The sequence below is a fragment of the Mesorhizobium sp. B2-3-15 genome, assembly GCF_006442875.1.
Taxonomy (GTDB): Bacteria; Pseudomonadota; Alphaproteobacteria; order Rhizobiales; family Rhizobiaceae; genus Mesorhizobium; species Mesorhizobium australicum.
The window spans coordinates 177,275-201,819 of the sequence record NZ_VFVO01000002.1; the positions used below are offsets into that span (position 1 = coordinate 177,275).

22 protein-coding genes and 1 other RNA gene are annotated in these 24,545 nt (G+C 64.4%); 15 read left to right on the forward strand and 8 right to left on the reverse strand.

Going from position 1 to position 24,545, the window contains the following annotated elements; genetic code table 11:
• Nucleotides 1–113: 113 nt before the first annotated feature.
• On the reverse strand, nt 114–815 hold the full coding sequence (locus tag FJ954_RS04940) for a cytochrome c family protein (RefSeq protein WP_140660620.1): 702 nt from the start codon (nt 813–815) through the stop codon (nt 114–116).
• 192 nt (nt 816–1,007) lie between these two features.
• Between FJ954_RS04940 and FJ954_RS04945 the strand changes: the two genes are divergently transcribed.
• Complete coding sequence (locus tag FJ954_RS04945; RefSeq protein WP_140660621.1) at nt 1,008–1,736, forward strand: 3-deoxy-manno-octulosonate cytidylyltransferase; 729 nt, start codon at nt 1,008–1,010, stop codon at nt 1,734–1,736.
• Nucleotides 1,737–1,745: 9 nt separating this feature from the next.
• Nucleotides 1,746–2,609 (forward strand): prephenate dehydratase, encoded by an 864-nt coding sequence (locus FJ954_RS04950; protein ID WP_015314050.1) that lies wholly within the window; start codon nt 1,746–1,748, stop codon nt 2,607–2,609.
• Between the two features lies 1 nt (nt 2,610).
• Here the strand turns inward: FJ954_RS04950 and FJ954_RS04955 are convergent, their stop codons facing one another.
• The 3 genes from FJ954_RS04955 to FJ954_RS04965 are packed head-to-tail and all read right to left on the reverse strand — an operon-like array spanning nt 2,611 to nt 4,356.
• On the reverse strand, nt 2,611–2,910 hold the full coding sequence (locus FJ954_RS04955; protein ID WP_015314049.1) for a Dabb family protein: 300 nt from the start codon (nt 2,908–2,910) through the stop codon (nt 2,611–2,613).
• A gap of 30 nt (nt 2,911–2,940) precedes the next feature.
• Nucleotides 2,941–3,885 carry an NAD(+) diphosphatase gene (nudC, locus tag FJ954_RS04960; protein WP_140660622.1) on the reverse strand — a complete coding sequence of 315 codons (945 nt, stop codon included), beginning with the start codon at nt 3,883–3,885 and terminating at the stop codon, nt 2,941–2,943.
• Nucleotides 3,886–3,936: 51 nt separating this feature from the next.
• Complete coding sequence (locus FJ954_RS04965) at nt 3,937–4,356, reverse strand: HIT family protein (RefSeq protein WP_015314047.1); 420 nt, start codon at nt 4,354–4,356, stop codon at nt 3,937–3,939.
• Nucleotides 4,357–4,500: 144 nt separating this feature from the next.
• Here FJ954_RS04965 and ffs point away from each other — a divergent pair.
• The 12 genes from ffs to FJ954_RS05025 all read left to right on the forward strand — a co-directional run bounded on the left by ffs (nt 4,501) and on the right by FJ954_RS05025 (nt 16,325).
• Nucleotides 4,501–4,597, forward strand: an RNA gene (gene ffs, locus FJ954_RS04970) — signal recognition particle sRNA small type.
• 104 nt (nt 4,598–4,701) lie between these two features.
• Nucleotides 4,702–6,537 carry a DNA polymerase III subunit gamma/tau gene (locus FJ954_RS04975; RefSeq protein WP_140660623.1) on the forward strand — a complete coding sequence of 612 codons (1,836 nt, stop codon included), beginning with the start codon at nt 4,702–4,704 and terminating at the stop codon, nt 6,535–6,537.
• A 31-nt stretch (nt 6,538–6,568) separates the two neighbouring features.
• The gene (locus FJ954_RS04980) at nt 6,569–6,892 is read left to right on the forward strand and encodes a YbaB/EbfC family nucleoid-associated protein (RefSeq protein WP_140660624.1); all 324 of its coding nucleotides are present in this window, start codon (nt 6,569–6,571) and stop codon (nt 6,890–6,892) included.
• Nucleotides 6,893–6,976: 84 nt separating this feature from the next.
• Nucleotides 6,977–7,384, forward strand: a complete 408-nt coding sequence (locus tag FJ954_RS04985) for a hypothetical protein (RefSeq protein ID WP_140614800.1) — start codon at nt 6,977–6,979, stop codon at nt 7,382–7,384.
• Nucleotides 7,385–7,634: 250 nt separating this feature from the next.
• Entirely contained in the window at nt 7,635–8,642 is a 1,008-nt protein-coding gene (locus FJ954_RS04990; RefSeq protein WP_140660625.1) for a cell wall hydrolase, read from the forward strand.
• Between the two features lie 78 nt (nt 8,643–8,720).
• Entirely contained in the window at nt 8,721–9,326 is a 606-nt protein-coding gene (gene recR, locus FJ954_RS04995; RefSeq protein ID WP_015314042.1) for a recombination mediator RecR, read from the forward strand.
• Between the two features lie 13 nt (nt 9,327–9,339).
• Nucleotides 9,340–10,599, forward strand: a complete 1,260-nt coding sequence (locus FJ954_RS05000; RefSeq protein ID WP_140660626.1) for a lytic murein transglycosylase — start codon at nt 9,340–9,342, stop codon at nt 10,597–10,599.
• A 260-nt stretch (nt 10,600–10,859) separates the two neighbouring features.
• The gene (locus tag FJ954_RS05005) at nt 10,860–12,503 is read left to right on the forward strand and encodes an ABC transporter substrate-binding protein (protein ID WP_140614797.1); all 1,644 of its coding nucleotides are present in this window, start codon (nt 10,860–10,862) and stop codon (nt 12,501–12,503) included.
• Nucleotides 12,504–12,522: 19 nt separating this feature from the next.
• The gene (locus FJ954_RS05010) at nt 12,523–13,584 is read left to right on the forward strand and encodes an ABC transporter permease (RefSeq protein ID WP_140660627.1); all 1,062 of its coding nucleotides are present in this window, start codon (nt 12,523–12,525) and stop codon (nt 13,582–13,584) included.
• 196 nt (nt 13,585–13,780) lie between these two features.
• Nucleotides 13,781–14,707 (forward strand): nickel transporter permease, encoded by a 927-nt coding sequence (gene nikC / locus FJ954_RS05015; RefSeq protein WP_140660628.1) that lies wholly within the window; start codon nt 13,781–13,783, stop codon nt 14,705–14,707.
• Complete coding sequence (locus tag FJ954_RS05020; RefSeq protein ID WP_140660629.1) at nt 14,704–15,567, forward strand: ABC transporter ATP-binding protein; 864 nt, start codon at nt 14,704–14,706, stop codon at nt 15,565–15,567. Before nikC ends, FJ954_RS05020 begins: the two co-directional genes overlap by 4 nt.
• The gene (locus FJ954_RS05025) at nt 15,564–16,325 is read left to right on the forward strand and encodes an ABC transporter ATP-binding protein (RefSeq protein WP_140660630.1); all 762 of its coding nucleotides are present in this window, start codon (nt 15,564–15,566) and stop codon (nt 16,323–16,325) included. Before FJ954_RS05020 ends, FJ954_RS05025 begins: the two co-directional genes overlap by 4 nt.
• Before the next feature lie 40 nt (nt 16,326–16,365).
• Here the strand turns inward: FJ954_RS05025 and FJ954_RS05030 are convergent, their stop codons facing one another.
• The 3 genes from FJ954_RS05030 to FJ954_RS05040 are packed head-to-tail and all read right to left on the reverse strand — an operon-like array spanning nt 16,366 to nt 21,655.
• On the reverse strand, nt 16,366–19,455 hold the full coding sequence (locus FJ954_RS05030; RefSeq protein ID WP_140660631.1) for an efflux RND transporter permease subunit: 3,090 nt from the start codon (nt 19,453–19,455) through the stop codon (nt 16,366–16,368).
• Nucleotides 19,452–20,522 carry an efflux RND transporter periplasmic adaptor subunit gene (locus tag FJ954_RS05035; protein ID WP_140660632.1) on the reverse strand — a complete coding sequence of 357 codons (1,071 nt, stop codon included), beginning with the start codon at nt 20,520–20,522 and terminating at the stop codon, nt 19,452–19,454. Before FJ954_RS05035 ends, FJ954_RS05030 begins: the two co-directional genes overlap by 4 nt.
• Nucleotides 20,519–21,655 carry an efflux RND transporter periplasmic adaptor subunit gene (locus FJ954_RS05040; protein ID WP_140660633.1) on the reverse strand — a complete coding sequence of 379 codons (1,137 nt, stop codon included), beginning with the start codon at nt 21,653–21,655 and terminating at the stop codon, nt 20,519–20,521. The genes FJ954_RS05035 and FJ954_RS05040 overlap by 4 nt, the downstream gene beginning before the upstream one ends.
• A 227-nt stretch (nt 21,656–21,882) precedes the next feature.
• Between FJ954_RS05040 and FJ954_RS05045 the strand changes: the two genes are divergently transcribed.
• Complete coding sequence (locus tag FJ954_RS05045; RefSeq protein WP_140660891.1) at nt 21,883–23,160, forward strand: 4-aminobutyrate--2-oxoglutarate transaminase; 1,278 nt, start codon at nt 21,883–21,885, stop codon at nt 23,158–23,160.
• Between the two features lie 112 nt (nt 23,161–23,272).
• Here FJ954_RS05045 and FJ954_RS05050 read toward each other — a convergent pair whose 3' ends face one another.
• On the reverse strand, nt 23,273–24,526 hold the full coding sequence (locus FJ954_RS05050) for an FAD-dependent oxidoreductase (protein WP_140660634.1): 1,254 nt from the start codon (nt 24,524–24,526) through the stop codon (nt 23,273–23,275).
• Nucleotides 24,527–24,545 lie beyond the last annotated feature (19 nt).

The window sequence follows — 24,545 nt, forward strand, 5'->3', positions numbered from 1 at the left end:
TTTGTCGCGCGTGAAAACCGCCATGCGCGGCTTTGTCGCCGCATATGCGATTTTCCTAACGAAAAAGCCGGGCTGAACCCGGCTTTTTCAAGGTCGTCGAGACGATATTTGGGTTATTGAGCAGGCGCCGGTGCTGGGGCGGCCGGAGCTGGTGCGGCGGGAGCCGCAGGTGCCGCCGGCTTGGCGGGAGCAGCCCCTTCGGCCGGCTTGGCCGGTGCGGCACCTTCAGCCGGCTTGGCCGGCGCCGTCGCGTCGGCGGCAGCGCCCGGCGCGGGCAGCGGCTTGGGATTGTCCGACAGCGTGCGCAGATAGGCGATGACGTTGGCGCGGTCCTCTTCCTTGGGCAGGCCGGCGAAGCCCATCGCCGTGCCTTTCACGAATTTCTTCGGCGAGGTGATGAAGTGGTTGATGTTGTCGTAGGTCCACTTCTCGGCGCCGCCCTTGGAAAACTCCTTCATGCCGGCCGAATAGGCGAAGCCCTCATGCGCGGCGACGGGGCGGTCGATGAGATCCCACAAATCCGGGCCGACCTTGTTGGGGCCGCCCTTCTCGCCGGAGTGGCAGGCCTGGCATTTCTTGAAGATGGCGGCGCCCTGTTCGACACTTGCGCTGGCCAGAAGATCTGCGATCGGCTTTTCGGCTGCTGCCGGCCCGGCGGGGCCGCCCTCGGCGGGCTCGGCGGCCTCGATGGCGAAGCCGGGCTTTTCCGGAGCGGGCGAGGCAAACAGCGCGTCCGACACGATGCCGACCGAGAAGACCACGAAAATGGTTCCGAGCAATCCGGCGAGCAGCTTGTTGACTTCGTTGGAATCCATACGCCCCTTGCTCCCTTTTCCGGCGGACCGATCCGTCCACTCCGTCCGTCGGTATCGAGACCTGCCCTCCAGAGCCGGTCAAATCGGGCGGAAACTAGGTCTTTTGCTCCGGCGTTGCAACACCTATAAGGGCGCTTCCAGTGAGACCTTTTGCCACTTTCCCCTCCTCGTTTCGAACGCCTTGCCAGACCGATGTCAACCTTGATCCTGATCCCCGCCCGCATGGCCTCGACCCGGCTCCCGGGCAAGCCGCTGGCCGACATATCCGGCGCCCCGATGATCGTCCACGTAGCGCGCCGCGCCGCCGAGGCCGGGCTTGGTCGTGTGGTGGTGGCGACCGACACGCAAAGCGTGGCCGAAGCGGTGCGGGCGCATGGTTTCGAGGCGGTGATGACGCGCTTGGATCATGAGTCGGGTTCGGATCGCATCCACGAGGCACTGTTGGCACTCGATCCCCGGGGCGAAGTCGAAACGATCGTCAATGTGCAGGGCGACCTGCCGACCATCGATCCCGGCATCATCGCCGCTTCGCTCAGGCCGTTCGACGACCCCTTGGTGGATATCGCCACGCTCGGCGTCGAGATCGTCCGCGAGGGGGAAAAGACCAATCCTAACGTCGTCAAGATCGTCGGGTCGCCGCTCACCGGCACGCGGTTGCGGGCGCTTTACTTCACCCGCGCCACGGCACCCTGGGGTGAGGGGCCGCTCTATCACCACGTCGGCCTATACGCCTATCGACGCGCGGCACTCGAGCGTTTCGTCGCGCTGAAGCCGTCGCCGCTTGAGCGCCGCGAGCGGCTGGAGCAGCTGCGGGCCCTGGAAGCCGGCATGCGCATCGACGCCGAGATCGTGCAGTCGCTGCCGCTTGGTGTCGACACCCCTGAAGACCTGGACCGTGCCAGGCAAATCCTTTCCAACTGAGATATCAGCATGCCTGAAAAGACCAATAGAATATCCTTCCAGGGCGAGCCCGGCGCCAATTCCGACACCGCCAGCCGCAACGTCTATCCCTCTATGGAGCCGTTGCCGTGCCCGACCTTCGAGGACGCGTTCAATGCCGTGGAGACCGGCAAGGCCGATCTTGCCATGATCCCGATCGAGAACACCATCGCCGGGCGCGTCGCCGACATCCACCACCTTCTGCCGGAATCGAAGCTGCACATCGTCGGCGAATATTTCCTGCCGATCCATTTCCAGCTGATGGTGCTGCCGGGCGTCAGGCGCGACGAGATCAAGACCGTGCACACCCACATCCACGCCCTCGGCCAATGCCGCAAATACATCCGCAAGAACGGGTGGAAGGGAGTGGTCGCCGGCGACACGGCGGGCGCCGCCAAGATGGTCTCCGAGGTCAAGGACCGCACCATGGCCGCGCTGTCGCCGGCGCTGGCAGCGACGCTCTACGGGCTCGACATCATCGAGGAGAATGTCGAGGACACCGACAGCAACGTCACCCGCTTCGTCGTCCTGACCAAAAGCAAGCAATGGGCCGAGCGCCCGTCACCCGACGTCAAGATGATGACGACCTTCATCTTTCGCGTCCGCAACGTGCCGGCCGCGCTCTACAAGGCCATGGGCGGCTTCGCCACCAACGGCATCAACATGACAAAGCTCGAAAGCTACCAGCTCGGCGCCTTCACGGCGACGCTGTTCTACGCCGACATCGAGGGCCACCCCGACGATCCGCTGGTCAAGCTGGCGCTCGACGAGCTGCGGTTCTTCTCGCGCGAAGTGCGGATCCTCGGTGTCTATCCAGCCAGCGAGTCACGCGAGCAGTGGAAGGTGGCGGATTGAGCTACCAGCCCAACGGCACGTAGTCGATCTCCATGAAGGTCTCGACCTCCGGCACCCAGCGGTCGCGCACGAAGGCGACATGGTCGGGATGGTCGTTGTACCTGGTGTAGGCGGCCTGGTCGGCGAACTCCATCGAGAAGCCGAACTGATAGTCGTTCTTCGGGCTGACCTGCCGCAATTGCTCGAAATGCGTGACGCCCCGGATCGCCGACAGGATTTTCCTGGCGTCGACGAGGAACCGCTTTTCCTCCAGCGAATGCGGTGGGTGCTTCAGCGTGAAGACGACGGTGTGACGGATCATTTGTCTCTCCTGCAATGACTTCGATGTTCGTTATTCGCTGTCGACCCAGGCGCGGATGAGGTGGTGCGCAATGGCGCCTTTCGGCGGCGTGACCAGATTGTCGGGGTGCGTTCGGTCCAGCATCAGGCGCACCTCGTCGCGCAAAAACCAGCGGCAGTCCTCCAGTTCGTTGAGATCGGCCTGGATGTCCTCGTTGAGCGGCTCGCCGAAGCATCCGATCATCAGCGAATAGGGGAACGGCCAAGGCTGGCTGGCGTGGTAGACGACGCGGCCGAGCCGGATGCCCGCCTCTTCCAGCGTTTCGCGGCGCACCGCCGCCTCGATCGTCTCGCCCGGCTCGATGAAGCCGGCAAGCGCCGAATACATGCCCGGCGCGAAATGCCGGCCGCGCCCGAGCAGGCATTTCTCCCGCGTCGTCGTCAGCATGATCGCTACCGGGTCGGTGCGCGGAAAATGCTCGGTGCCGCAATTGGGGCAATGCCGCTTGTAGCCACCGGCCCGCATCTGCGATTGCGTGCCGCATTTGCTGCAGAAGCGGTGGCTGGCGTGCCAGGCAAGCAGGGCGGCGCCCTGCGCCATCGCGCCGGCGGCCGCTTCGTCGATCAGCCCTTGCATATAGACCGAGCGGTAATCGATCGCCTTGACGGTTTCGGGCAGCTGTTCGGCATCGACGCCTGCCAGCACCGCCAGCACCGGCCCCTGTTCGGAAAAGCCGAGCAGCACGCCCTGGTCGACAGAAGGGCTGAAGGGCTCGCTTTCGGCGATGCCGAACCATGGGTCGAGGCGGCCGCCCTCGCCGGGCTTCAGCAGGAGCCTGCCGCCATTCATCAACAGCAGCCGCGTCATCGGATCGGCCAGCGCCTTGTCGACCGAATCGTCGGCGCGGTTCTCGGATTGCCGGTCGATCGTGTTGCCGGCAAAGCCGACGAACTGGCTCGGCTCGCGCACGGGCGCGTCAAACAGGCGGAAGGTCATGTGGACTCTGGTGCTTTGGGATGGACACGCTTGGGATGAACACGGCAAGGCTTATAGCGCTGCCCTTATCGTTTCGGCAAACCGGCGCAGGTCGGAACGCTGATAGGGCTCGCGCAGCCCGTGCCCCCAGACCGGGCCGGGCCAGCCGGGATCGCCCTCGGACCGTGCGATGATGTGGACATGCAGTTGGCGCACGATGTTGCCGAGCGCACCGGTGTTGATCTTGGTGCAGCCGCTCACCTTCTTCAGCGCCTGCGCCACCATATTGGTCTCGAAGGTCAGCATCGCCTGGTCGAGCGGCGTCATGTCGTGGATCTCCTCCGCGCCCGGCCGCTGCGGCACCAGGAGCAGCCATGGCCAACGGCGGTCGTTCATCACCCGCAATTCGCACAGCCCCAGCCACATCAATTGCTCGCTGTCGGCCTCCAGCCGGGCATCCAGCGTGAATCCGGCCTTCAGGCCCGGCAGCATCGGCGTTTCCCTTGCTTTTCTTGGTTTCCTCAAACCATGAACGCTAAAGCGGCTGCACCGGTGCTGCAAGCGAATCTGGTGGTTCGCGGTGCCGATTTGCCTGCGCACTTGCATTTCGTCGCGCAATTGCCGATATGGACAGCGGGAGGTTGGTGGTGGACGATCCACTCGCCAACCGGGTCAGGTCCGGAAGGAAGCAGCCCTAACGAGCCCGGAACGGGTCATTGTTCCAGCCTCCCACCTCATCGGCCCTCCTCGCGACATTGACGACGCATTGCAGCGCGGGCGAGACTATGCGCAGGAATCGGCGCCTGTGGGCGCGGCCTTTTGGAGCTTAACGGGCGAATGAGCGAAGCCGGAAATTCGGGCCCCGATAGTCTGGCGACGGGCAAGGCCGCTGCCTACCGCGTGCTGGCGCGCAAATACCGTCCGTCGAATTTTTCCGAACTCGTCGGCCAGGAGCCGATGGTGCGCACCCTCACCAACGCCTTTGCCACCGGCCGCATTGCCCAGGCCTGGATGCTGACCGGCGTGCGCGGCGTCGGCAAGACCACCACCGCGCGCATTTTGGCGCGTGCCCTGAACTATAAAACCGCCACCACGGATCAGCCCTCGGTCGACCTCGCCGTGCTTGGCGAGCACTGCCAGGCGATCATGGAAGGCCGCCATGTCGACGTCATCGAGATGGACGCCGCCTCGCACACCGGCATCGACGACATCAGGGACATCATCGAGCGCGTGCGCTATGCGCCGGTCTCGGCCCGCTACAAGGTCTACATCATCGACGAAGTGCACATGCTGTCGACGCAGGCCTTCAATGGCCTGCTGAAGACGCTGGAAGAGCCGCCGCCGCACGTCAAGTTCATCTTCGCCACCACCGAAATCCGCAAGGTTCCGATCACCGTCCTGTCGCGCTGCCAGCGATTCGACCTGAGGCGCATCGACGCTGGCGCGCTAGTCTCGCATCTCTCCTCGATCGCCGGCAAGGAAGGCATTTCGGTCGACGACGACGCGCTGGCGATGATCGCGCGCGCTGCGGAAGGTTCCGCCCGCGATTCGCTCTCCATTCTCGACCAGGCGATCGCCCATGGCGCCGGCTCGGTCAGCGCCGAGGCCGTGCGCGCCATGCTGGGGCTGGCCGACCGCGCCCGCATCGTCGATCTGTTCGAACATGTGATGAAGGGCGATGTGGCGGCAGCCCTTGGGGAGTTTCGCGCGCAATACGATACCGGCGCCGATCCGGCCGCCGTGCTCACCGATCTTGCCGAGTTCAACCATCTCGTCACCAGACTGCGCTTCGTGCCGACCGCGATGGACGATGCCTCGCTGTCGCAGGACGAGCGTCAGCGCGGTGCCGATTTCGCCCGGGCGTTGTCGGTCAGGGTGCTGTCGCGGACCTGGCAGATGCTGCTCAAGGGCATTCCCGAGGTGCAGTCCTCCAACAGGCCGGTCAGTGCCGCCGAAATGGTGTTGATCCGGCTGGCGCATGCCGCCGACCTCCCGACATTGGACGAGGCGCTGAGATCGCTGGAGAGCGGCGCCTCGGCAACTGGCGCCGCGCCGCGCCCGAACGGCGCGCCGATGAGCCCCGGCCCCGTGAATCCCGGCAATGGCGGCACTGGCGCCGGCGCCGTGGCGCAGGCGCGCATGCCTGGCGGCTCCGGCGGCGCGCAGACCATGCGGCTGGTCGAGGCCACGCCTACTCCGACTGCATTCGTCGCGCCCCCGCAGCCGGCGCCGGAGACGCAAGCCGTACCGCTGAAATCGCTGGCCGACATCGTTGCCCTTGCCGACGCGAAACGCGACATTGCCTTCAAGGTGCTGATCAAGAGCTGCATCCGCCTCGTGCGCATCGAACCGGGCCGCATCGACGTAAGCCTGACCGACGATGCGCCCAAGATGCTGCTCAACGACCTGACGACGAAGCTACGCGCCTGGACCGGCCGCAACTGGCTGGTGTCGCTGTCGAAGGAGGAGGGCGGCCAGACGCTGGCCGAGATGGAATCGACGAAGCGTGAAAACGCTTTCCTCGATGCCAGGAACGACCCGACCGTGGCCTCCATCCTGGCCCGCTTTCCCGGCGCCAAGATCATCGATGTGCGCATTCCCGACACGCCCGACGCCGACGCGAGCGAGGCCGAAATGCCGGTCGAGCCGCCGGCCGATGACGACGAACCCTGATATCCAGCACTAATCCGCAAAGGATCGGACCATGAAAGATATTCTCGGCCTGATGGGCAAGGCGAAGGAAATGCAGGCCAAGTTCCAGGCCATGCAGGATGAGATTGCCACGGTCGAAGCCCTCGGTCAGGCCGGCGGCGGCCTGGTCAGCGTCACGCTGAGCGGAAAATTCGATATCAAGTCGCTGAAGATCGACCCGTCCTTGTTCAAGGAGGACGACGTCGAAATCCTCGAGGATTTGATTCTTGCCGCGCACAATGACGCCAAGGCCAAGGTCGAGCAGATCATGCAGGAAAAGACCAAGGCGCTGACCGCCGGCCTGCCCATTCCCCCGGGAATGAAACTGCCTTTCTGATGCATGTAGCCCAAAAGCATGCCCACGGGCTCGGCCCTGAGGGTGGGCAGGCAACGATATGCATGAAAGCAGAGACCGGCGCCCATGATCGACGAGCCGTCCGAAAGACTGATCGAGCAGCGTATCCGCAACAGGATCTACGAGATTCTGGAAATCCTCGCCGATTGCGACGCCGGGGTCGATCTCGTCGGCATCAAGGGCTACTTCAACCTGTTCGAGGATTTCGTGCATCGGCCGTCGATCGAGGCCGGCACGTCGGCGCTTTCAAGGGACGAACGCGCGATCGTGCTGGAAATCGCCGAATTCCTGGAGGCGGCCTCCGAAACAAATCCTGATTTCACCAAGGCCGAGTTCATCGACAGCGACTGGCCGGGCAAGATCGCGCCGACGGCCAGGGAGGCGCGGGCGCTGTTTCTCAGGCGCGGCCTGTTTTCAGAGAAGATCGAAGAGATCGAGCCCGGCCGGCCGGCAGCAATCGCCGCCGGGCAATAGGCCGTTTTGGAACGCATGGCGCGGTCTTGCCGGGAAAAGCACTTGGCGTTTCCCCAAGGGAATTGCGGCAAAACGAAGAGAGAACGGTCATCATCCATGTGAAACGATGGCTCGATCTATCTGGAAAGCCTCGATTTTGTGTCAATTCGGCAACAGTATGCCGTTAATAACGTTTTGGCCATCATTTTGCCCGAAAGTGTCTCATTCTTGCCGCAGCCTGGGGCGGGCGTTGAAGTGAGAGGGTTACCTGTTGACCGCGATGCGATGGAAGACGCCGCTGTTGCTCGGCGTCATTACGTCTCCCCTTTTCTTGGCCGCTTGCAGCCAGACAACCTCGCACGGCATGTCCGTCGCCAGCCTGACCGACGCCATCACGCCGAGCTTTCTGAGTTCGCGCGCCTACAGTCACACGCCGAAGGACAGGGAATGCCTGGAACGGGCGATGTTCTTCGAATCCAACCGGTCGAGCCGCGACGGCATGATCGCGGTCGGCACGGTGGTGATGAACCGGCTGCGCTCGGGCAACCATGGCAGCACCATCTGCCAAGTGGTCGGTGAGCCCGGGCAATTCGCGCCGGGCGTCATGACCAGATCGATGAATTCGCGCGCAATGCCCGATGTCGAAGAGGCCGCTGACGCCGTGCTCAAGGGCGAGCGCAAGACCAAGCTCAAGAACACGATGTATTTCCACACCGCCGGCCTGCGCTTCCCCTACAAGAACATGCACTACACCATGGTTGCCGGCGGCAACGCCTTCTACGAGAAGCGCGGCCGCAACTGGCAGCCGCTGCCGGATGAGCCGATGATTGCCTCGGCCGAGCAGCCGGCGGCGTTGCCGGGGGTACCCGCGACACGGGTCGCATCCATCGAGACAGTGCGCCCGGCCAAGGCATCAGTTCGCAACGCTCCAGCCCAGCAAGTCTACATGACCGCCGCGGCGGAACCGGCGGCCAAGCCGGAGCCCGTCCGTACCGCCCCCGCGCAGCAGACCTATCTGACCGCGGCCGCGGCGCCGACGGCAAAATCCGCGCGGGTCTCGGCGAAGCCGGTGGAAGTTGCCATGCAGGAGCCGATGGAAGAGCCGGATGCCGCCCGTTTTGGCGGAACCCTGAACAGCGGAACCTCGAACAAACGGGTCATCTCCTCGATCCAGGACGCTCCACAGGAAGCCTCGATGGGATTCCAGTCGACGCCTGAAAACACCGATGCCATAGGCGCGATGATTGTCAGCCAGGGCCGCCCGCTCGAAACAAACTAATTCTCGCATGGCAGCATGGCGAACCGTGCGTCGACGGGGGATGTTTCAAAGCGCTCTGAAAAATCCTAGATCAGAGCGATGTCCAAGCGAATCGCCGGTCCCGAGATCGAACGCCTGATCCAGCTCCTGGCCAAGGTGCCGGGGCTTGGCCCCCGTTCGGCCAGGCGCGCCGCGCTGCACCTGATCAAGAAGAAGGAACAGCTGCTTTCGCCGCTGGCCGCCGCCATGGGCGAGGCCGCCGACAAGGTGCGCATCTGCTCGACCTGCGGCAATGTCGACACCTCGGACCCCTGCATGATCTGCACGGACCCACGCCGCGATGCCGCCACCCTGATCATCGTCGAGGACGTCTCTGATCTCTGGGCGCTGGAGCGGGCGGCGGCGATGAACGTGCGCTACCATGTGCTCGGCGGCACGCTGTCGCCGCTCGACGGCATCGGCCCGGACCAGCTCAACATCCGCTCGCTGATCGATCGCGTCGCCGGCGGCGAAATCAAGGAAATCATCCTCGCCGTCAACGCGACGGTCGAGGGCCAGACCACCGCGCACTACCTCACCGATCAGCTCTCCGGTTTCGAGGTCAAGATAACGCGGCTGGCGCACGGCGTGCCGGTCGGCGGTGAGCTCGACTATCTCGACGAAGGCACGCTGGCCGCGGCACTGCGCTCGCGGACGGCGTTTTGAGGCGTTCCTGGAGATGATTGCCACAGAACGCGACCTTCGCAAATTTAGTCTTGCATTCTTTCTAGCCGCACTCCTCGCCGTCTTCCTCACCATCCCCGCTTCCGCCGCCAAGATCGACGACCAGTTCCGTGCCTGGCTTCAAACCGACCTCTGGCCGGACGCCAAGGCGAAAGGCGTCTCCAAGCAGACTTTCGACGCCGCCTTCAGCGGCGTGAAGCCGAACCTCAAACTCCCCGACCTTGTCATGCCGGGCGAGAAGCCGAAGACGCCGCAGAAGCAGCATCAGGCCGAGTTCGGATCGCCCGGCGCCTATTTCGCCGAGAAGACGGTTCGTGCGGTGACATCAGGTGGACGCGCCCGCGAAGCCGCCAACGCCCGCACGCTTGCCTCGATCGAGAAGCGCTATGGCGTGCCGGGCGAAATCCTTCTGGCGATCTGGGGCCGCGAAACCGGCTTCGGCGCGGCGAAGATGCCCTACGACGCCTTCGAGGTGCTGGGCACCAAGGCGTTCATGTCGACGAAAAAGGATTTCTTCCGCACAGAACTGCTGGCGGCGCTGGAAATCGTCGAGCGTGGGCTGGCGCCGGTCGGCGCGATGAAATCGTCCTGGGCCGGCGCGCTCGGGCAGCCGCAATTCATGCCGACCTCTTTCCTCAAGCATGCCGTCGATTTCGACGGCGACGGCCGCGTCGACATCTGGAATTCGACGCCCGATGTGCTGGCTTCGATCGCCAATTATCTTGTCCACTACGGCTGGGTGAGGGGACGCAGCTGGGGTTTCGAGGTGATGGTGCCCCAGAGCGTCTCCTGTTCGCTGGAGGGTCCGGACCAGGGCAAAAAGATTGCGCAATGGGCCGCCATGGGCATCGAGCGCGTCGGCGGCAAAGCGTTCCCGGCAAGCGAGCTGAAGGCGGAAGGTTTCCTGCTGATGCCGGCCGGGCGCAGCGGTCCGACCTTCATCGCGACCCCCAATTTCTACGTGCTGAAGGAATACAACACCAGCGACCTCTATGCGCTGTTCATCGGCCATGGCGCCGACCGCATCGCCCATGGCGACCAGAATTTTACCGGTGGCTGGGGTCCGGTCGGCGATCTCCACCGCTCCGATATCGCCGCCCTGCAGCGTGCCTTGGAAGCCAAGGGCTATGATGTCGGCAGCGCCGACGGCCTGCCTGGCTTCAAGACCCGCCGCTCGATCGGTAGATGGCAGGAAAAGAATGGCCAGGCCGCCACCTGTTTTCCCGATGCCGGCCTCGTCGCGGCGCTGAAATAGCTTCGAATTTAGCAGATTTTTTCTCGATCGGTGCCTCGATTGGCTGATGTATGCGTCGACACGCCCGCCCGCCATTCTGGTCCAATGAACCGTCGCATAAATGCTCGTTGCCCACCGCTGGGCCGCCGGATATGCTGTTGACCAACTGGACAAAAACCACGACGTTAGTGGGGCAGAGGCTCTCGTCGAGCCTTGAAAGAACACCGCAATCCTGAGCCGGGAACTCAGGTCAACAAACAACAAAACAGGGAACAATCATCATGATGATGGAAAAGCTTGCTCTACGATCCCGCATCCTGCTTGCGGGCGCCGCCATGTCGGCGCTGCTTCTGGCCGGAGCGCCGGCTGGTGCGGTCACCCCCGCCGATACGCTTGTCGAAGGTTTTGCCATCGACGACATCATCTCGATGGATCCGGGCGAGGCGTTCGAGCTGTCGACCGCCGAAGTCACCGGCAACACCTATGACCTTCTTGTCCGCCTCGACCTCAGCGACACTTCCAAGGTCAAGCCCGATCTCGCCGAAAGCTGGACCGTCTCCGACGATGGTCTGACCTATACGTTCAAGCTCAAGCCGGGCCTGAAATTCGCCTCCGGCAACCCGATCACCGCCGCCGATGTCGCCTGGTCGTTCGAGCGCGCCGTCAAGCTGGACAAGAGCCCGGCCTTCATCATCGATCAGTTCGGCATCAGCGGCGACAACGTCACCGAGAAGGCCAAGGCGGTCGACGACACAACCTTCCAGTTCACCGTCGACAAGGCCTATGCGCCAAGTTTCGTGCTGAACTGCCTGTCGGCCACCGTCGCTTCCATCGTCGACGCCAAGCTGGTCAAGGAACATGTCGCGGCGGTGACGCCGAGCGCCGACTACAAATGGGACAACGACTTCGGCAACGCCTGGCTGAAGACGGGCTACGCCGGCTCGGGCGTCTACAAGCTGCGTGAATGGCGTGCCAACGAGGCGGTCGTCATGGAGCGCAACGACAATTATTACGGCGAAAAGGCCAAGCTCGCCCGCGTCATCTACCGCAACATGAAGGAAAGCTCGGCGCAGCGCCTGGCGCTCGAAGCCGGCGACATCGACGTTGCCCGCAACCTCGAGCCGAACGACCTCGACGCCATCGCCAAGAATGCCGACCTCACCACCACCAGCGCGCCGAAAGGCACCGTCTACTACATCAGCCTCAACCAGAAGAACCCGAACCTCGCCAAGCCCGAGGTCCGCCAAGCCTTCAAATACCTGGTCGACTATGATGCCTTGAGCACGACCATCCTCAAAGGCATCGGCGAGATCCACCAGACCTTCCTGCCCAAGGGCGTTCTGGGCGAACTGGACGAGAACCCGTTCAAGCTCGATGTCGCCAAGGCCAAGGAACTGCTGGCCAAGGCCGGCCTGCCCGACGGCTTCAGCGTCACCATGGACGTGCGCACCGGCCAGCCGACCACCGGCATGGCGGAATCCATCCAGCAGACGCTCGGCCAGGCCGGCATCAAGCTGGAGATCATCCCCGGCGACGGCAAGCAGACGCTGACCAAATACCGTGCCCGCAACCACGACATCTATATCGGCCAGTGGGGCCAGGACTATTTCGATCCGAACTCCAATGCCCAGACCTTTGCCTCGAACCCGGACAATTCGGATGCTGGCAAGTCGAAGACGCTGGCATGGCGCAATGCCTGGGACATTCCGGACCTGACCAAGCAGACGGAAGCAGCCCTGCTCGAGAAGGATTCTGGCAAGCGCGCCGACATGTACAAGGATCTCGAAAAGAAGATCCTCGACACCAGCCCCTTCGTCGTCATCCACCAGCAGCTGGAAGTCGCCGGTCTGCGCAAGAACCTCAAGGGCTTCGCGCTTGGTCCGAGCTTCGACACCAACTTCGTCGGGCCGGTCTCCAAGGAATAGCGTTCGCGGACACGCCCGCATGAGCGCGATTGAAAACGAGGGCGGGCGCGGCAGCGCCCGCGCCGTAGCCCTTGCATCTTCGCTTGGCCGATTCCTGGTCATTGCGGTGACGACCTATCTTGGTCTTCTCGCGGTCACCTTCTTCATTGGCCGTGTCATCCCGATCGACCCGGTGCTGGCCGTTCTCGGCGACCGGGCACCCGCCAATGTCGTGGAGCGCACGCGCCGCGAGATGGGCCTCGACCTGCCGTTGATCGAGCAGTTCTACATCTATGTGAAACATGCGCTGGGCGGCGATTTCGGCACCTCGGTTCTGACCACCAACCCTGTCATGACCGATATCCGCCGCGCTCTTCCGGCAACCACGGAACTGGCGACGTTGGGGACACTGATCGGCGCGTTGTTCGGTGTGCCACTCGGGGTGCTGGCCGCGGTCAAACGCGGCAGCTTCGTCGACCAGGTCGTGCGCATCATCGGCCTGATCGGCTATTCCGTACCCATCTTCTGGCTGGGTCTGCTGGCCCTGGTGCTGTTCTACGCCAAACTGCAATGGGTGGCCTTCCCTGCACGGCTCGATGTCGTCTACGAATACACTTTCACGCCGATCACCGGTTTCTACCTGCTCGACTCCGCCATGCAGGGACAGTGGGACGTCTTTTACGACGCCTTCCGTCACATCATCCTGCCGGCCTCGCTGCTCGGCTATTTCTCGCTGGCCTACATCAGTCGCATGACGCGCTCGTTCATGCTCAACGAACTCGCCCAGGAATATGTCGTCGCCGCGCGCGCCAAGGGCCTGTCGGAAACCCGCATCATCTGGGGCCACGCGCTGCGCAATGCCGCCGTGCCGATGGTGACCGTGATCGCGTTGTCCTATGCCGGGCTGCTCGAGGGCTCGGTGCTGACCGAGACCGTCTTCTCCTGGCCGGGCATCGGCCTCTACATCACCAACTCGCTGCAGAACGCCGACATGAATGCCGTTCTCGGCGGTACCATCGTCATCGGCTCGGTGTTCATCGCCATCAATCTTCTGTCCGACCTGCTTTATCGTGTGCTCGACCCGAGGACGAAGACAGGATGAGTAGAGGTATTGCACTTTCGGGCTTGGCTGCGGCTAATCACCCCCACTCCGGCCCTTCGGGCCACCTCTCCCCCTGCCCGGGGGAGAGGAAAACGCGGTCGCAGGCTTGGCGCCTTTCCTCTTCCCCGTCGAACGGGGGAGAGGTGGTCTGCGAAGCAGACCGGAGTGGGGGTCGACAGCTTAAAGAGGCATCGTCATGACCGCCTCCGACGCCCGCACCTTCTCCCGTCGCGAATGGCTGCTCAGCGAGCGGCCGGCATCGCGCTTGCAGGCAAGGCTCGGCCGCGCCTATGTCGCTTGGCGGCGCTTTTCCGCCAACCGGTTGGCCTTTGTCGGCCTGCTGATCATCATCGCCCTGCTGCTCGTCGCCGTCCTTGCCGGTGTGCTTGCGCCGTATTCGCCGACCTTCGGTGACCTGAAGAACGCGCGGCTGCTGGCGCCAAGTGCGCAGCACTGGTTCGGCACCGACGACCTCGGCCGCGACATCTATTCGCGCATCCTCTACGGCTCCCGCTGGACGCTTTATGTCGTCGTCCTGGTCGCCATCATCGCCGCTCCCATCGGTCTCCTGGTCGGCACCGTCGCCGGCTATGCCGGCGGCTGGACCGATGCCATACTGATGCGCATCACCGACATCTTCCTTGCCTTCCCCAAGCTGGTGCTGGCGCTGGCCTTCGTCGCCGCCCTTGGCCCCGGCATCGAGAACGCCGTGCTGGCGATCGCCATCACCTCCTGGCCGCCCTATGCGCGCATCGCCCGCGCCGAGACGCTCACCGTGCGCAACTCGGACTATATCAAGGCCGTGCAATTGATGGGCGCCTCGCCTTTCCGTATCGTGCTTCGCCACATCATGCCATTGTGCATCTCCTCGCTGATCGTCCGCGTGACGCTCGACATGGCGGGCATCATCCTGACGGCCGCGGGCCTCGGCTTCCTCGGCCTTGGCGCGCAGCCGCCGCTGCCGGAATGGGGCACCATGATCGCTTCGGGTCGCCGCTTCATCCTCGACCAATGGTGGGTGGCTGGTGCGCCGGGCTTCGCCATCCTCATCGTCAGCCTCGGCTTCAACCTGCTTGGCGACGGCCTGCGCGACGCACTCGATCCCCGCAGCGGTGACCAATGAGTGGCCCCCCTGATCAGCAGCGATCCAAGAGCACGCTTCTCGACGTCGAGGATCTGCGCGTCACCTTTCCGACCCGCACCGGCATGATCGAGGCGGTGCGCGGCGTTTCCTTTTCGCTTGGCCGCGAACGCCTCGGCATCGTCGGCGAGTCCGGCTCGGGCAAGTCGCAGACAGGCCGCGCCATCATGGGCCTGACACCGCCGCAGGCCCGCATATCGGCCAATAAATTGACTTTCGACGGCATCGACCTGCTCGGCATCTCGCCGCGCCAACGCCGGGCGCTGCGGGGCAACCGCATCGCCATGATCCTGCAGGACCCGAAATATTCGCTCGATCCGGTGATGAGCATCGGCCGCCAGATCGTCGAGACGCTGCGCACCCACGAAAAGGTCGGCAAGGCCGAGGCGCGCGAGCGCGCGCTGGCCATGCTCGAGGCGGTGCAGATCCGCGATCCCAAACGCGTCTTCGACCTGCATCCGCACGAAGTGTCGGGCGGCATGGGCCAGCGCGCCATGATCGCCATGATGCTGATCGCCGGACCGGAAATGATGATCGCCGACGAGCCGACCTCGGCGCTCGACGTCACGGTGCAGCTCGACGTGCTCGGCATCCTCGACAGGCTGGTCGCGGAGCGCGGCATGGGGCTGATCTTCATTTCGCACGATCTGCGCCTGGTCTCGTCCTTCTGCGACCGCGTCATCGTCATGTATGCCGGCAAGGTCGTCGAGCAGCTCAAGGCGTCGGAATTGAGTCAGGCCCAGCATCCCTACACGCGGGGGCTGCTCAACTGCATGCCAAAAATCGGCGCCGACCGTCACCCGCTGCCGGTGCTCGACCGCAAGCCGGAGTGGGCGGCATGACTTCTGCGATTGCCGTCGACAGGCTGGAGGTGATCTTCGACCGCTTCCGCGCGCTGAAGGGCGTCAGCCTCGACGTGCAGCAGGGCGAATCCTTCGGCCTGGTCGGCGAATCCGGCTCGGGCAAATCGACATTGCTGCGGGCCATAGCCGGCCTCGCGCCGGTCGCCTCGGGCAGCATCACAGTCAATGGCAAGGCGCTCGGCGCGCGCCGCGACAAGGCCTTTTACCGCGAAGTGCAGATGGTCTTTCAGGATCCTTACGGCTCGCTGCACCCGCGCCAGACCGTCGACCGCCTGCTGCAGGAGCCGCTCGCCATCCATGGTTTTGCCGATGGCGAAAAGCGGATCGAACGCGCGCTCGACGAGGTCGGCCTCGGCAACGGCTTTCGTTTCCGTTACGCGCACCAGCTTTCCGGCGGTCAGCGCCAGCGCGTGGCGATCGCGCGCGCGCTTATCCTCGAGCCCTCGATCCTGCTGCTCGACGAGCCGACCTCGGCCCTCGACGCCTCGGTGCAGGCGGAAGTCCTCAACCTGCTGGAGGAAGTCCGCCGGCGGCGCAAGCTGACCTTCCTGATGGTCAGCCACGACCTCGCCATCATCACCCATATGTGCGAGCGGCTGATGGTGATGCAGGAGGGCGAGGCGGTGGAGAATCTGGTGGCCAACGATCTCGTCGAGCGCCGTGTGACGAAGGATTATACGCGCAACCTGTTGCGGGCCAGCGACGGGTTTGTGAGAACGGCTCCCGAGCAGATCTGACGATAGTTCTCCGCGTCACGCCAAGGAGCTCGACCTCGCCTTAAGTTTCCGCAACGGCGGCGACGTCTACCTCGCCGCCCTGTTCCCGCTTCGGCTCCTTGATCCTGAACCACGTCACATAAAGCGCCGGCAGGAACAAGAGCGTGATCGCGGTACCCGCGATGATGCCGCCCATCATCGCATAGGCCATCGGCCCCCAGAACACTTCGCGCGCGATCGGGATCAGCGCCAGGCTGGCCGCGGCCGCCGTCAGTGCGATCGGCCGCATGCGGTGCTCCGTTGCCTCGATGACCGCGGCCCAGCGATCCCTGCCCTCGGCGACAAGGTCCTCGATCTGCACGATCAGGATGACCGAGTTGCGGATCAGGATGCCGATCAGCGCCAAGACGCCGAGAATGGCGACGAAGCCCAGCGGAGCCCCGCTTGGCACCAGGGCCGCGACCACGCCGATCAGCCCGAGCGGCGCCACCGCCACCACCAGGAACAGGCGCTGGAAGCTCTGCAACTGCACCATCAGGATGGTCGCCATGACGAACAGCATCAGCGGCACCACGGCCGCGATCGGCCCCTGGCTCTTGGCGCTTTCCTCGACCGAGCCGGCGGTCTCGACCGAATAGCCGGCCGGCAGCTTGGCGATGAAGGCGTCGACCGACGGTTTCAACTCGTTGACGACGGTCGCCGGCAGCACGTCGCCGACCAAGCCGGCGCGCACGGTGATGGTCGGGATGCGGTCGCGTCGCCATACGGTGGGCTGCTCCAGATCGTAGCGAAAATTGGCCACCGCGGCGAGTGGGATCGCCTCGCCATTTCCGGTCGGCAACTGGATGTTTTGCAGCGTCTCGATCGAGCCGCGCTCGGCCTCGCGCGAGCGAGCCACGACGTTGATCAGGTACGTCGCGTCACGCACCTGCGTGATCGTCGCGCCGCCCACCGTGCTGTTCAGCGTGCTGGCGATGTCGGACGAGGTGATGCCGAGTTGGCGCGCCTTGTCCTGCAGCACGTGGACCCTCAGCACACGCTGCGGTTCATTCCAGTCGAAAGTCGGCGCCGCGAGTTTCGGATTGACCGAGATCACGCCGGCGAATTGCTGCGCCAGTTCTCGCACCGTCTGGATGTCGGGGCCGCCGACGCGGTACTGCACAGGCCGCCCGACCGGCGGTCCGAGTTCAAGCGGCTTGACGAAAGCGTCGGTGCCGACAAACTCCGCGCGCAGCAGTTTCTCCAGCGCCGGCTTCACCCGGTTGCGCGCCTCGATGCTCTTGGTGACGATCACCGTCTGGCCGAAATAGGGATTGGCGGGCTGCACGTCATAGGCCAGTACGAAGCGCACGGCGCCCTGACCGATATAGGAGGAAAAGTGGTCGATGTCGGGATTGCCGACCAGCGCCCGCTGTTCGAAGCGCTCCATCTGGTCGCGCGTTTCGGTAATCGAGGAGTTCTGTGGCAGGTTCCAATCGACGATCAGCTCCGGTCGGTCGGAAGGTGGGAAGAACTGCTGCTGCACCAGGCCGAAGCCGGCGATCGAGGCGGCGAACAGAAGCACGGTCACGATGATCGTCAGCCAGTGATGGCGCACCGAGCCGACAAGGACACGCCGGAACAGTGACGTGAAGCGCCCTGGCTGGTCGTGATGCTTGGTCTTCATTGTCGCCGGCAGGATGGTCACGCCGAGCAGCGGCGCAAACAGCACCGCCACGATCCATGACACCAGCAGCGACACCGCGATAACGACGAACAAGGTGAAGGTGTATTCGCCGGCAGCACTCGAGTTGAGCCCGATCGGGATGAAGCCCGCGACCGTCACCAGCGTGCCGGTCAGCATCGGGAAGGCGGTCGAGGTGTAGACATGGGTCGCCGCCTTGCGCAGGCTGTCGCCGACCTCCAGCCGCGCCACCATCATTTCGACCGCGATCATCGCGTCGTCGACCAGCAGCCCGAGCGCGATGATCAGAGCGCCGAGCGAAATGCGCTGCAGCGATATCCCCAGATATTCCATGACCGTGAAGGTGATGGCCAGCACTAGCGGGATCGACAGCGCCACCACGAAGCCGGCGCGCATGCCAAGGCTGATGAACGAGACGGCAAGCACGATCGCCACCGCCTCGAACAGCGCACGCGTGAACCCTGAGACCGCCTCCTCGACGATGACGGGCTGGTCGGCTACCAGATGCACGCCGACGCCGACCGGCAGGTCGGCCAGCACCTTGTTCATCTCCTCATGAAGCGCCTCGCCGAATTTGAGCAGATTGGCGTTGGGCTTCATGCCGATGGCAAGCCCGATCGCGTTCTGGCCGTTGAAGCGGAACAAGGCCGTCGGCGGGTCGGCATAACCGCGCGTGATAGTCGCCACGTCGCTCAGCCGGAAGAACCGATCGTTGACGCGCAGGTTGATCGCGCGCAGGCTCTCCTCGGAGGTGAACTGGCCGCCGACGCGCACGCTGATGCGCTCCGGCCCGGACTGAATGACGCCGGACGGGGTGATCGCATTCTGGGCCTGCAGGCTGGCGACGATTTGCTGCTGGTTGAGGCCAAGCGCCGCTATCTGGCGGGTCGAGAATTCGAGATAGATGGCCTCGTCCTGCGCGCCGACCAGATCGACCTTGCCGGCATTGGGCACGGTCAGGATCTTGGTCCTGACATCCTCCACATAGTCGCGCAACTGGCGTGGCGTCAGCCCGTCTGATGTGAAGGCATAGATGTTGCCGTAGACATCGCCGAAGCGGTCGTTGAAGAACGGTCCCTGCACGCCTTGCGGAAACTGCGCCTTGATGTCGTTGACCATGTTGCGCACCTGAAGCCAGTTCGGCACGACGTCGCGCGCCTTGGTGGTGTCCTTCAGGTTGACGAAGATGACGGTCTGGCCGGCGGTGGTGACGGATCTGGTGAAGTCGAGACTGTCGAGCTCCTCGAGCTTTTTCTCGATGCGATCGGTCACCTGCTGCACCGTCTCCTTGACCGAGGCACCCGGCCAGTTGGCCTGGATGATCATGGTCTTGATGGTGAAGTTGGGATCTTCCTCGCGGCCGAGATTGAGATAGGAAAATACGCCGGCCACCACGAAGACCAGCATGAAATACCAGACCAGCGAGCGGTGGTTGAGCGCCCAGTCGGAGAGGTTGAAGCCCTTCATGAGGCCCCTCCCGCGGGCACTTTGACCTTCTGGCCGTCGACGAGGCTGTGAACGCCGGCAGTGACGACGCGCATGCCGGCTTCGAGCCCGTCCGCCACGGTGAAGGTGCCTCCAGACTTCGAAGCGACCTTGATATCGCGCGCGCTCACGCTCGACGTCTTTGGATCGACGATCCACACTTTTTCAGAACCGTTTTTTTCGAGCAGCGCCGAGATGGGCAGTTCGATCGTTGGTACGACCTTGGTCATCCGGGTCGCGGTTACCGTCGAACCGAGCCTGAAGGCTTGCGGCGGATTGGTGAGCGTCAGCTTGACGCGCCGGGTGCGGGTCGAGCCCTCGGACTGGGGCGCGATCTCGCGCAGCTTGGCCTCTGTCTGGATTGTCGGCAGCGACTGCAAGATGACCTGGAAGGGCGTGCCGGCCGAGAGATCGCTGGTCAACTGGTCGGGAATATCGACAACCGCTTCACGCGGGTCCGAGCGTGCCACGGTGACGACCGTCTGGCCCGGTGAGACGGTTTGGCCGACCTCCGCGCCGACGGCGGTGACGACGCCGTCGAAATCCGAGAACAGCCTGGCGTAGCCGAGCTGCTCCTGGGACTTGGCCAGCGAAGCCTTGGCCCGCTCGACGCTGGCTTCCGCGGCTTTGCGTGCCTGCTGCGCGGCATCGAAGACGGACTGCGACGTATTGGCCGAGGTGAGCAACTGGCGCTGGCGCTCCTCGCTGGCCGCGGCATTGGCGAACTGCGCCTGCGCATTGGAGAGTTCGGCCCTGGCCGCCTGGACGGCCAGCTCCAGCGCGGTCGGGTCGAGTGCCGCGATCGTCGTGCCCTTGCTGACGATGTCGCCGACCTTGACGTCGCGCGAGACGACGCGACCGAGCAGTCGGAAGGCAAGATCGGCACTGACCTGTGGTTCGACCGAGCCGGCGAAACCGAAGATCTGGGTGGTGCGCGGCTCGACCACGACCGACAGCACCGGCCGGACGATCTCCGGCGGTTTTTCCTCCGATTTCGAACAGGCTGCGAGCGTGCCAAGCGCGGCAAGGCCAAGCAGGAGCCGCTTCATTGCGCCGCTCCCGATATTTCGACTGTCTGGCCGGGGCTGAGCAATTGCCCGCCTGATGTAACGACGCTCTGGCCTTCGTTAAGTCCCTTGGCAATGACGACGGTACCCGAATCGAACGCCAGCACCTCGACCGGCGTCGTCGCGACTGCCTTGGTCGCGGGATCGACGATCCAGACCGCCGGCTTGCCGGAGCTGGATGTCAGGGCCTGCCAGGGCAACAGGATCGCCTTCGCCGGCTTGGCGCCGACCGAGCCGATGACGGCCGCCCCAAGCGGCATGCCGGCGGGCGTCTCGGGAATGGCTACCTTGACCCTTATCGAGCCCGAAGCCGGGTCGACCGCCGGTGAGATCTCGCGCACCTTGCCCGTTGCTCTGACCTGCGGATCGGATAACAGCGTGATCGTCACCGCCGGCGAGGCCGGCGTCCTGGCGACCAGCGTCTCCTGCACGTTGAACACGGCGTCGCGGTCGCCGTCCTCGGCAACGGTGAAGACGGTCTGCGCCGCCTGCACCACCTGGCCGGCTTCGACCTGGCGGGCGGTGATCACGCCGGCGGCACCGGCCTTGAGTTCGGTGAAAGACAGGTTCTGCCGGGCATTGGCGAGCGCGCTCTGCGCGGCATCGACGCTGCCTTGCGCCACCTTCAGTGCCTGGTCGGCCGCGTCATAATCGCGCCTGGTGGTGAAACCCTGGGCAAGCAGCGTCTTTTGCCGCTCGAAAGTGGCCGCGGCCTGGGTCAGTTGCGCCTGCGCGGCATCGAGATCGGCCTGCGCCGATCGCAGATCGGATTCCTGCTCCTGCGGATCGATGCGGGCAAGCACTGTCCCCTGATCGACATGCTGGCCGACATCGACAAGCCGCTCGGCGACGCGTCCGCCAACCCGGAACGAAAGATTGTTCAGCGTGCGCGCCGCGATCACCCCGGTCAGCGAGGTTCTCGGCGCATAGTCGGCCATCGCCACCGTTTCGGTGCGCACCATGACCGGCAGCTTCTTGTCCGCCGCCGCCTGCTTTTGGCAACCGGCGAGCAGCGCCAGGGCCGTGCAGGCGAGAATTGAAGCGGCTGGAAAAGACAAAAGGCTGGGAGTTTTGGCGGATGGCGGCGAGACGGACGATGTCACGTTCCTGCTCATGGCTCCCCTCGGCCGCGCGCCGGTCGCTGATCGCGGTCCCTCGCGGATAACAGGAGGATAGTCGATCCCGAAAAAAAGGAAACCGGTCTCGTAGACGTATCGCCGGACTGGTTAAGTCAGGCCCAATCGACCCTGCGATGGTGCCGGCTTGAGGAAAACCTGAAATAAGGCCAGAAGGGAACTCAACGGCATCAAACAGAACGGGCGCCGGCCCGGTGAGGGATATGATGAAGAACTCCGCCATTTCCGAACGCAAGAACCAGTCGATCTCGCGCGGCGTCGGCATGACCACGCAAATCTACGCCGACCGGGCCGAGAATTCGGAGATCTGGGATGTCGAGGGCCGCCGCTATATCGACTTCTCCTCGGGCATCGCCGTCGTCAACACCGGCCATCGCCATCCCAAGGTGATCGAGGCGGTCAAGGCGCAACTCGACCGCTTCACCCACACCTGCCACCAGGTCGTGCCTTACGAGAGCTATGTGCGGCTGGCCGAACGGCTGAACGCCATGCTGCCCGGCAAGTTCGAGAAGAAGACGATCTTCGTCACCACCGGCGCCGAGGCGGTGGAGAATGCCATCAAGATCGCTCGCAACGCCACCGGCCGCCAGGCCGTCATCGCCTTCGGCGGCGGCTTCCACGGCCGCACCTTCATGGGCATGGCGCTGACCGGCAAGGTCGTGCCCTACAAGGTTGGCTTCGGCGCCATGCCGGGCGACGTCTACCACGTGCCGTTCCCCGTGCAACTGCATGGCGTCTCGGTCGCCGATTCGCTGGCGGCACTTGACAAGCTGTTCAAGGCGGATGTCGATCCGGCCCGCGTCGCCGCGATCATCATCGAGCCGGTTCAGGGCGAGGGTGGCTTCTACGACGCGCCGCGTGAACTCCTGACGGCGCTGCGCAAGCTCTGCGATCAGCACGGCATGCTGCTCATCGCCGACGAAGTGCAGACCGGCTTTGCCCGCACCGGCAGGATGTTCGCCATGGACCATCACGAGGTGGCGGCCGACATCACCACCATGGCCAAGAGCCTGGCCGGCGGCTTCCCGCTGTCGGCGGTCACCGGCCGCGCCGAGATCATGGATGCACCCAGCCCCGGCGGGCTCGGCGGCACCTATGGCGGCAGCCCGATCGGCGTCGCCGCGGCACACGCCGTCCTGGATGTCATCGAGGACGAAAAGCTCTGCGACCGCGCCAACACGCTGGGTGCGCGGCTCAAGCAGCGTCTGCAGTCGATCCGTGACGACGTGCCCGAGATCGTCGACATCAGGGGTCTGGGCTTCATGAACGCGGTCGAGTTCAACGACGTCAAGAAAGGCCTGCCGTCGGCCGAGATCGCCAACGCGATCCGCCTGAAGGCTCTCGACAAGGGTCTGATCCTGTTGACCTGCGGCGTCTACGGCAACGTCATCCGCTTCCTGGCGCCGATCACCATCCAGGACGAGGTCATGAACGAAGCGCTCGACATTCTGGAAAGCTCGATCCGCGAAGTCTGCGCAGCCTGAACCACGTTACCTCCCCCTCGTGGGGAGGTCGGACCGCAGGTCCGGGTGGGGGGCTTGGCGCCGACCCACCCCGCCGCTGCTTCGCAGCGACCCTCCCACAAGGGGAGGGCGGCTATCCCGCAGCTCTTGCCAGCTCATCCTGCTGAAAGGCAGCCAGAGCCGCCTTCAGCCCTTCGGGACCCGTGGCCACCGTCTGCGGTGTCGGCGAGAAGCCGGCACCGAGCATCTTGCGGCCAAGCATGTGGTCGCCGGGGCGGTTGACGGATTCGATGCCGAGCAGCCGGTCTCCCGCGTAGTGGTAGATCGAGAACTTGTTGTCGGGCAGGTCACCGAGCACGACATGGCTGTCGCCGCCTGATGTCAGCCCGACCATCTGCAATTTCATGTCGCCAATGTCGGACCAGAACCATGGCACCGCCGAATAAGCGTCGGCGTGGCCTGATATGGTGCGCGCGGCGAGCCGCGCCTGGTCGGTGGCGTTTTGCACCGATTCCAGCCGCACGTCGCCGCCGGTGAACCAGTGCCGGTACGAGGCGGCGTCGCCGATGGCGAGGATGTTCGGTACCGAGCTGCGCATCTGGTGATCGACGCGGATGCCGTTGGCGATGGTGAGGCCGGCTTCCTGCGCCAGTTCGACATTCGGCACGGCACCGATGCCCACCACGACCATGCGCGCCGGCAGCCTTTCGCCTGAGGTGGTGATCGCTGCGGTGACATGGCCGTCTTCGCCTTCGAGCCTTGCAATCGAGGTGCCGGTCAGGATGCGCACGCCTGTCGATTCCAGCCTTTGCCGGACATGGCTAGCCACCACCGGCGCCACGGCGCGGCCAAGCAGCCGGTCGACCGCCTCGACAACGGTGACGGTGCGGCCCGCCGCCCGAAGCGTCGCGGCGATTTCCAGTCCGATGAAGCCGCCGCCGAGAATAACGACATCTTCGCTGTGCGCGCTCAAGTCCCGGATCAGCCGGGCATCGGCCAGCGAGCGCAGCGACACCACGCCGAACAGCTCCGCGCCGGGTAATGGCAAGGCACGCGGGCGCGATCCGGTCGCCAGGATCAGATGGTCGAAGACAAGTGCGCCACCGCCGGCGATGTCGAGACTGCCGCGGCCGACATCGATGCGCTCGATCCGGATGCCCGGCCGGTAGTCGATGGCGCTGCCGGTGTAGAAGGCTTCGCCGCGCAAGGGCTGCGGTTTGGCCGTGGCATCCTTGATAAAAGTCTTCGACAGCGGCGGCTTGTGATAGGGCAGTTCATTCTCGTCGCCCACCAGGATCACCGGCCCATCATAGCCATCCTCGCGCAGACTGGCGGCTGCCTGCACGCCCGCATGACCCGCACCGACAATGACCACGCCGTTCTTCATCGCATTCCGATCCCAATTC